This window comes from Mesorhizobium sp. M4A.F.Ca.ET.050.02.1.1, from assembly GCF_003997725.1.
Taxonomy (GTDB): domain Bacteria; phylum Pseudomonadota; class Alphaproteobacteria; order Rhizobiales; family Rhizobiaceae; genus Mesorhizobium.
Genome location: NZ_RZSG01000289.1, coordinates 1 through 6858 on the forward strand (window position 1 = coordinate 1; position 6858 = coordinate 6858).

Genomic DNA, 6858 nt, shown 5'->3' on the forward strand with positions numbered 1-6858 from the left:
GACGAGAAGGTCGCGGCGATCCCCGATAAGTCCACGCACCATGGTTCCATGCAGAGCCCGATGATCATTCGCGGCGGCGTCGTCGGCGGCGCTTTTGCAACGCCTGCCGCAGCACCGGCCAAGGCCACAACCGCCACGGCGCCGGCGACCGAGACAACGCCCACCGCCGACGGCAAGCCGGCCGGCGAGGCGACCGCGTCAAACGGCGCCGCCGAACCGAAGCCTCAGCCCGAGGCGCAGCAGCCACAACCGGCAGCCGCGCAGCCGGCACCGATATCCCCCGTCGGAAAAGCCATGTAGGCTTTTCAGTGGAGGCTGATCCGTCATCCGGCGCATATGCCCGGATGGCAGTATTCCTTCTGATTCCATCCTGCTGCCCGAAATGTCAGACGGCATCGGTGGAAGAAGACTGGGTTTTCAAAAGGGGGTTCATCATGAACGAGACGAGACGATTTGCCGTCGCCGCATTGCTGCTGGCGTCGGTGCTGGGCACGAGCACGGCGCGGGCCGACGATATGCTCGGCTCCTATGTCGCGCGCATTTCCGAGCGGGACCATCACGCCAGCGACGGCTATCCGCTGGACAGCGCCGCGCAGATGGTGCGGCAGGACCGCGCCAACTGGCACAAATTCCACCGGCGCGACCGCGACGACGAGGGTGACGCCTGGTTCCGCAGCAATGATGACCGCGCCGACCTGGAGCGGATGTTGAGGCGCGGCGGCGCCATGAGCGGCGCGACACGGCGCGCCATCGTCAATGGCGAGGCGCTGATCCAGGTCGATGTCTATTCGAACAGCGTCTACGTCAGCATCCTCGAGGACTGACGGCAAAAAGGGCGGCGCGTTGGCGCCGCCCTTCCTCTAGCTCAGCGGGCTATTCGGTCGTGGAGGACGGAGAGGCCGCCTCCAAAATGGCTCAGGCGGCTTCTTCCTTGTCCTCGTCGGACTCGTCTTCGTCGTCGGCCTTCACGCCGTCTTCCTCGTCCTCATCCTCGTCCTCGCCGTCTTCATCCTCGTCACCACCCAACAGGGTCGCTTCGTCGTCGGCATCCTCGCCGTCCTCGTCGTCACCTTCCTCGTCATCGTCAGACTGATCGGCGGCTTCGACCGCGGCAGCTGCGGCATGGTCGAGCCTGTCGTCGGAAGCGGATTCGATCGCCTCGACAGCAGCCGCGGTTTTTTCAGTGACTTCGATGTCGTGATCGGAATTCATGGCAAGCCTCCGTGGTTGGGGGAACGTCATCGTTGTCCCACGCGGAGGTCATCGTCATATGACTGTAAGCCGGCTCCCGCGTACTAAATTTTGGCGCGCCTGAGAGCGGGGCGCACGGCCCGCGCCCCGATGGGCGCAGGCAATTCCAGGCCCGCGTTTGCGGCCGTCAGCCGGCGATCTTGGAGAAATCCGCGACCTGATCGGTGGCGGCGCGGATGCGGGCAAGCAGCGCCAGACGATTGGCGCGCACGGCCTGGTCCTCATCATTGACGAGAACCTGTTCAAAGAATGAATCAACCGGTTCACGCAACACGCTAAGCGCCAGCATGGCGGCGGAAAAATCTTCGTTCTGAATCGCTTGGCCGGCTTCCTTCTCGGCCTGATTCACCGCGGCATAGAGCTTCTTTTCCGCTTCTTCGCGCAGAAGAGCCGGCTCAACAGTCTCGGCGATGAAGGTTTTCTTCTTCTCTTCCGCCGCCAGGATGTTGGCGGCGCGCTTGGTGCCGGCGAGCAGGTTCTTGCCACCGTCGGTGTCGAGCAATGAGCCCAGCGCCTCGACGCGGCGCACGATCTGCAGCAGGTCGTCGGACTGTTGCGTGATGACGGCATCGATGAGGTCGTGCCGTGCGCCCTGGTCGCGCAGATAGACCTTCAGGCGGTCGTGGAAGAAGGCGAGGAGGTCGGACTGCGGGCTCGCGCCGCCTGCAAAGTTTGCAAAGGCTTTGGCGAAGATCGATGTCAGCGCCAAACGAACGCGGTTCTCGATCAGGATCCTGACCACGCCGAGCGCAGCGCGGCGCAGGGCAAACGGATCCTTGCTGCCAGTTGGTTTCTCATCGATGGCCCAGAAACCGGTGAGCGTGTCGAGCTTGTCGGCGAGCGCGATGGCAACCGAGACCGGATCGGTCGGCACGCGATCGGACGGGCCTTGCGGCTTGTAGTGCTCTTCAGCGGCCGCGGCCACGGATGCATGCTCACCCTCCAGCAGCGCATATTTGCGGCCCATGGCGCCCTGCAATTCCGGGAACTCGCCGACTACTTCGGTCTGCAGGTCTGCCTTGGCAAGCACCGCGGCGCGGTGCGCCAGCGCCGGGTCGGCGCCGACGATCGGCGCCAGTTCCTCGGCCAACCGCTTGATCCGCTCGACGCGTGCTCCTTGCGTGCCAAGCTTCGCGTGGAAGGTCACGTCGAGATGGTCGAGGCGGGCGATGCGCTGGTCGAGCGGCTTCTTCAGATCGAGCCCGAGCTTTTCGGCCGACGCCTGGAGTTCGCCGAGATCGGGCAAATCGCCCTGGTCGGTCTTCCAGAAATAGAGCGCGTCGGACAGGCGGGCTCGCACCACCTTGCCGTTGCCGTGCGCGATCTCCTTGCCGCCATCGCTGGCCTCGATGTTGGCGACAAGGATGAAGCGGTTGGACAGGTCCTCGCCCGCCCCTTGCGGCCGGGTGACGAAGCACTTCTGGTTGGCGCGGATGGTCAGCCGGATGACCTCGGGCGGAATGGCGAGGAAGTCCTGTTCGAATTCGCCCATCAGCACGACAGGCCATTCGACGAGGCCGGAGACTTCTTCCAGCAATCCGTCGTCCTCGACCAGGTCGAGACCGTTAGCAAAGGCAAGGTTGCGGGCGTCGGCCAGGATGATCTCCTTGCGCCGCTCGGCGTCGAGCACGACCTTGGCGGCTTCCAGCTTCGAAACATAGTCGTCGAAGCGACGCACGGTGAATTCGCCCGGAGCGTGGAAGCGATGGCCATAGGTGACGTTGCCGGAACGAATGCCGTCAATCTCGAAATCGACCACGACGGGCTCCTCGGTCTCGGGGCCGAAGGTGCAGACGATCGATTGCAGCGGCCGCACCCAGCGCAGCGAACCGGGCCTGGCCGAGGCCGGCCCCCAGCGCATCGATTTCGGCCACGGGAAGTTGCGGATCATGCCTGGCACCAGCTCGGCGATGATCTCTTCCGCCGCCCTGCCCGGCTTGGAGATATGGGCGACATAGAAGTCGCCCTTCTTCGGGTCGGAATGGACATGCGCTTCGGCGATCGAGGCGAGGCCCGCCTTGCGCAGGAAGCCCTGGACCGCCTGTTCGGGCGCCGAGGTGGCGGGGCCCTTGATCTCCTCGCGAATGTCCTTGGAGCGCGCCGTCAGGCCGCGAATGTCGAGCGCCAGGCGCCGCGGCGTCCAGTACTCGCGCGCTGCCTCATAGGTGAGGCCGGCCTCGACCAGGCCGTCGGACAGCATCTTCCTGAGGTCGCCGGCGGCCTTGCGCTGCATGCGCGCGGGAATTTCTTCGGAGCGAAGTTCCAGAAGCAGGTCGGGCATAGGGATCAACTCATGCGGGGCGAACGGTCCGGGCGGGGCATAGCAACTCGGCTCGCCGCTGTCACCCCTGCCCGCCGGCCGCCGGGGTGGCCGATTTCAGGAAATTATCAGGTCTTTGTCGGGACCAAGCGGGCGCACCCGTCCTAAGAACAGAAATCCCATGAACCGAACGCGGCGCTGAAGCGACCAACGCTCAGGCAGAGACCTATTGGCTGAACGACCATGAAGACCGTATCGAGAACCCTGCAAATCCTCGCACTGAGCGCCTGTTTCGCCGCCCAGATGCATGGCACGTTCACGATGCCGGGCGTGCGGCAGGCGTTGCGGACGATCGACAGCGCAAGCAGCCAGAGCTCGTTGCCGATCACAGCTTCACTCAAAATTGGCCAAAGCGCCTTGAACTAAGGTGCGTTGAGATTAAGGTCACGCCGAGCCGAAAACGGTGGTTTTCGAGACCCGGAGCGGAGCGTACTTGACGTACGTGAGTAGCGGAAGCGCAGAAAACCGGCGTTTGCAGGCCGGCATCACCTGAATATCGACACACTTAGGCCGCCAGGCCGCCCGCCTCGGTCTGCAGGAAGGCCTCGCCGCAGGCCTTGGCCAGGTTGCGCACCTTGAGGATGTAGCTCTGCCGCTCGGTGACCGAGATGACGCCGCGCGCGTCGAGCAGGTTGAAGACGTGGCTGGCCTTGATGCACTGGTCGTAGGCGGGCAGGACCATGCGGTGCCTTGCGCCCACGTCATTCGATCCGGGCGTGCCGGCCGCGAGCAGCGCCTTGCATTCGGCCTCGGCGTCCTCGAAATGCCTGAGCAGCATCGCGGTGTTGGCGAACTCGAAATTGTGGCGCGAATATTCATGCTCGGCCTGCAGGAAGACGTCGCCATAGGTGACCTTGTCGGCGCCCTCGCGGCCGTTGAAGTTGAGGTCATAGACATTGTCGACGCCCTGCACATACATGGCGAGCCGCTCCAGACCGTAGGTGAGCTCGCCCGCGACCGGTGCGCATTCGATGCCGCAGACCTGCTGAAAATAGGTGAACTGCGACACTTCCATACCGTCGCACCAGCACTCCCAGCCGAGCCCCCAGGCGCCCAGCGTCGGGCTTTCCCAATCGTCCTCGACGAAACGGATGTCGTGCAGCAGCGGATCGACGCCGATGGCTTCAAGCGAGCCAAGATAGAGCTCCTGCAGGTTGGGCGGGTTCGGCTTCAGGATCACCTGATACTGGTAATAATGCTGCAGCCGGTTGGGGTTCTCGCCATAGCGCCCGTCCTTCGGGCGGCGCGATGGCTGCACATAGGCGGCGTTCCAGCGCCTCGGACCCAGCGCGCGCAAGGTGGTTGCCGGGTGGAAGGTGCCGGCGCCAACCTCCATATCGTAGGGCTGCAGGATGACGCAGCCATAGTTCGCCCAGTAATTGTGCAAGGTCAGGATCAGCCCCTGGAAGGAGCGGCTGGGATGCATGTGGGCGGGAATGTCGACGGTCACGGCGGCCTCGATGGAGCGGCTGGATGGGGACCACGCTCTAGAGGCACGGCTGGCAAGCGTCAAGGCAAGCCGACGGCTGGCCCATTGCCGGCACGACGAGCCTGCGGTCTGTTCCATGTCTCCGCCATCAGCAACAGCAGGCCCCAGCCATGCCAGATTCCATCAGCATCCGACCCATCACGCGAGAGGATTTCGAGCAATGGCTGCCGCTATGGGACGGCTACAACGCCTTTTACGGCCGATCGGGCGAGACGGCGCTTGCCGGCGACATCACGGCCATGACCTGGTCGCGCTTCTTCGACGCCTACGAGCCGGTGCATGCGCTGGTGGCCGAAAGCGAGGGACGCCTCCTCGGTCTCGTCCACTATCTCTATCACCGCAGCACGACGGCGATCGCGGCGAACTGCTATCTGCAGGATCTGTTCACCACCGAGGCCGCGCGCGACAAGGGCGTCGACCGGGCACTCATCAACGCCGTCTACGAACGCGCCAAGGCGGCCGGATCGGGCCGGGTGTACTGGCAGACGCATGAGACCAACCACACGGCCATGCAACTCTACGACAAGGTGGCGGAGCGGTCGGGGTTCGTCGTGTATCGCAAGCTTCTCTGAAAGCGAAGCGGGGCTACGAAGAGCCCCGCTCAAAGCATCCTTCGGTGCCGCTCACCCCTTCGGCGCCGGCGTGGCCGGCTTGACCTTCGGGGTTTCCTGCGCCGTGTTGGATTCGATCGCCGGCAGGCCCTTGAGCAGCTTCTGCTGCAAGGTGGCAAGCACGTCGGGATCCGGCTTCAGGTCGCGGGCCTGGTTCCACTGGTAGGTGGCTTCCAGCTTGCGGCCGACGCGCCAGTAGGCGTCGCCGAGATGGTCGTTCAGCACCGGGTCCTCCGGCTTCAGCGACACGGCGCGCTCCATTTCGCGGACCGCGTCCTCGAACCTGCCCATGCGGAAATAGGCCCAGCCCAGCGAATCGACGATGTAGCCGTCGCTCGGCCTTAGATCGACGGCCTTCTGGATCATCGCCAGGCCTTCCTTGAGGTTCATGTTCATGTCGACCCAGGAATAGCCGAGATAGTTCAGAACCTGCGGCTGGTCGGGGAACAGTTCCAGCGCCCTGCGGAAGTTCGGCTCCGCCTTCGGCCATTCCTTCAGCCGCTCATAGGCGATGCCGCGCTGATAGAAGATGTTCCAGTTGGCATTGGTCGGCGTCTTCAGCACCTCAACGGCCTTGTCGTAGAGATTGGCCGCCGAGCGGAAGTCCTCCTTGGAGGAGTAGACCCCGCCCAGCGCCAGATAGGCGCGCATGTCCTGCGGATGCTTGTCGACGAACGCCTTCAGATGAGCGATCGCCTCGTCATGGCGATCGAGATCGGCGAGGTTGAGGCCGAGCTGCAGGTCGGAAAGCTCCTTCAGCGGCGAGGAACCGGGAATGCGGCGATAGAGAGCGATTGCGCCCTCGCCGTCCTTCAGTTGCTCGGCGACGGCGGCGAGTTGCACCAGAGCGGCATCGCTGTTGGGCTTCAGCGCCAGCGCATATTGCAGATAGAGGCGTACGAACGGCTCGCCGCCGCCGCGATTGAGCGCGGTGGCGAGATCGAGCAGGATCTCGGACGCGCCGTCGGACGGGCCGGCGATGAAGGGCTCGACCTTGTCGCCCTTGTTGATCTCTTCGCGGAGCGTGGTGATTTCCAGCTTGCCTGGCGCGAACGCCTCGGCCTGGTCGAGCACCGAAAGCGCCTTGGCCTTGTCGCCCTTGCGAGCGAGGAACGAGGCATAGGCCTGCGCATTGCGCATCCATGTCTCCGGGGCGGCACCGCCGGCGGCGGTGTCCTGGAGCGTCG

At 64.4% G+C, this 6858-nt stretch carries 7 protein-coding genes and 1 pseudogene; 4 read left to right on the forward strand and 4 right to left on the reverse strand.

Annotation, left to right across the window (positions count from 1 at the left end; genetic code table 11):
- Together EOA33_RS19015 and EOA33_RS19020 are read left to right on the forward strand one after the other, a co-directional pair.
- A pseudogene (locus EOA33_RS19015) lies at nt 1-300 on the forward strand (hypothetical protein); the annotation flags it as partial.
- Nucleotides 301-434: 134 nt separating this feature from the next.
- On the forward strand, nt 435-824 hold the full coding sequence (locus tag EOA33_RS19020; RefSeq protein ID WP_126055962.1) for a hypothetical protein: 390 nt from the start codon (nt 435-437) through the stop codon (nt 822-824).
- A 91-nt stretch (nt 825-915) separates the two neighbouring features.
- Here the strand turns inward: EOA33_RS19020 and EOA33_RS19025 are convergent, their stop codons facing one another.
- Both EOA33_RS19025 and glyS read right to left on the reverse strand, forming a co-directional pair.
- The gene (locus EOA33_RS19025; protein ID WP_127406281.1) at nt 916-1212 is read right to left on the reverse strand and encodes an ATPase; all 297 of its coding nucleotides are present in this window, start codon (nt 1210-1212) and stop codon (nt 916-918) included.
- A 166-nt stretch (nt 1213-1378) separates the two neighbouring features.
- Nucleotides 1379-3532, reverse strand: a complete 2154-nt coding sequence (gene glyS, locus EOA33_RS19030) for a glycine--tRNA ligase subunit beta (RefSeq protein ID WP_127406282.1) — start codon at nt 3530-3532, stop codon at nt 1379-1381.
- A 222-nt stretch (nt 3533-3754) separates the two neighbouring features.
- Here glyS and EOA33_RS19035 point away from each other — a divergent pair, with 222 nt between their 5' ends.
- Nucleotides 3755-3937 carry a hypothetical protein gene (locus EOA33_RS19035; protein WP_126055965.1) on the forward strand — a complete coding sequence of 61 codons (183 nt, stop codon included), beginning with the start codon at nt 3755-3757 and terminating at the stop codon, nt 3935-3937.
- A gap of 139 nt (nt 3938-4076) precedes the next feature.
- Here EOA33_RS19035 and EOA33_RS19045 read toward each other — a convergent pair whose 3' ends face one another.
- Entirely contained in the window at nt 4077-5021 is a 945-nt protein-coding gene (locus tag EOA33_RS19045) for a glycine--tRNA ligase subunit alpha (RefSeq protein WP_127406285.1), read from the reverse strand.
- A 149-nt stretch (nt 5022-5170) separates the two neighbouring features.
- On the opposite strand from EOA33_RS19045, the gene EOA33_RS19050 reads away from it, so the two are divergent.
- Nucleotides 5171-5632 carry a GNAT family N-acetyltransferase gene (locus EOA33_RS19050; protein ID WP_127406283.1) on the forward strand — a complete coding sequence of 154 codons (462 nt, stop codon included), beginning with the start codon at nt 5171-5173 and terminating at the stop codon, nt 5630-5632.
- 51 nt (nt 5633-5683) lie between these two features.
- Here the strand turns inward: EOA33_RS19050 and EOA33_RS19055 are convergent.
- Nucleotides 5684-6858 (reverse strand): tetratricopeptide repeat protein (locus EOA33_RS19055; RefSeq protein WP_127406284.1); only part of this gene is annotated, 1175 nt, incomplete at its 5' end.

Bases quoted from the DNA above. Each gene is read 5' to 3' on its own strand.
- EOA33_RS19050 (WP_127406283.1), top strand. From the start codon at position 5,171: ATGCCAGATTCCATCAGCATCCGACCCATCACGCGAGAGGATTTCGAG.
- glyS (WP_127406282.1), bottom strand. From the start codon at position 3,532: ATGCCCGACCTGCTTCTGGAACTTCGCTCCGAAGAAATTCCCGCGCGC.
- EOA33_RS19020 (WP_126055962.1), top strand. From the start codon at position 435: ATGAACGAGACGAGACGATTTGCCGTCGCCGCATTGCTGCTGGCGTCG.
- EOA33_RS19035 (WP_126055965.1), top strand. From the start codon at position 3,755: ATGAAGACCGTATCGAGAACCCTGCAAATCCTCGCACTGAGCGCCTGT.
- EOA33_RS19025 (WP_127406281.1), bottom strand. From the start codon at position 1,212: ATGAATTCCGATCACGACATCGAAGTCACTGAAAAAACCGCGGCTGCT.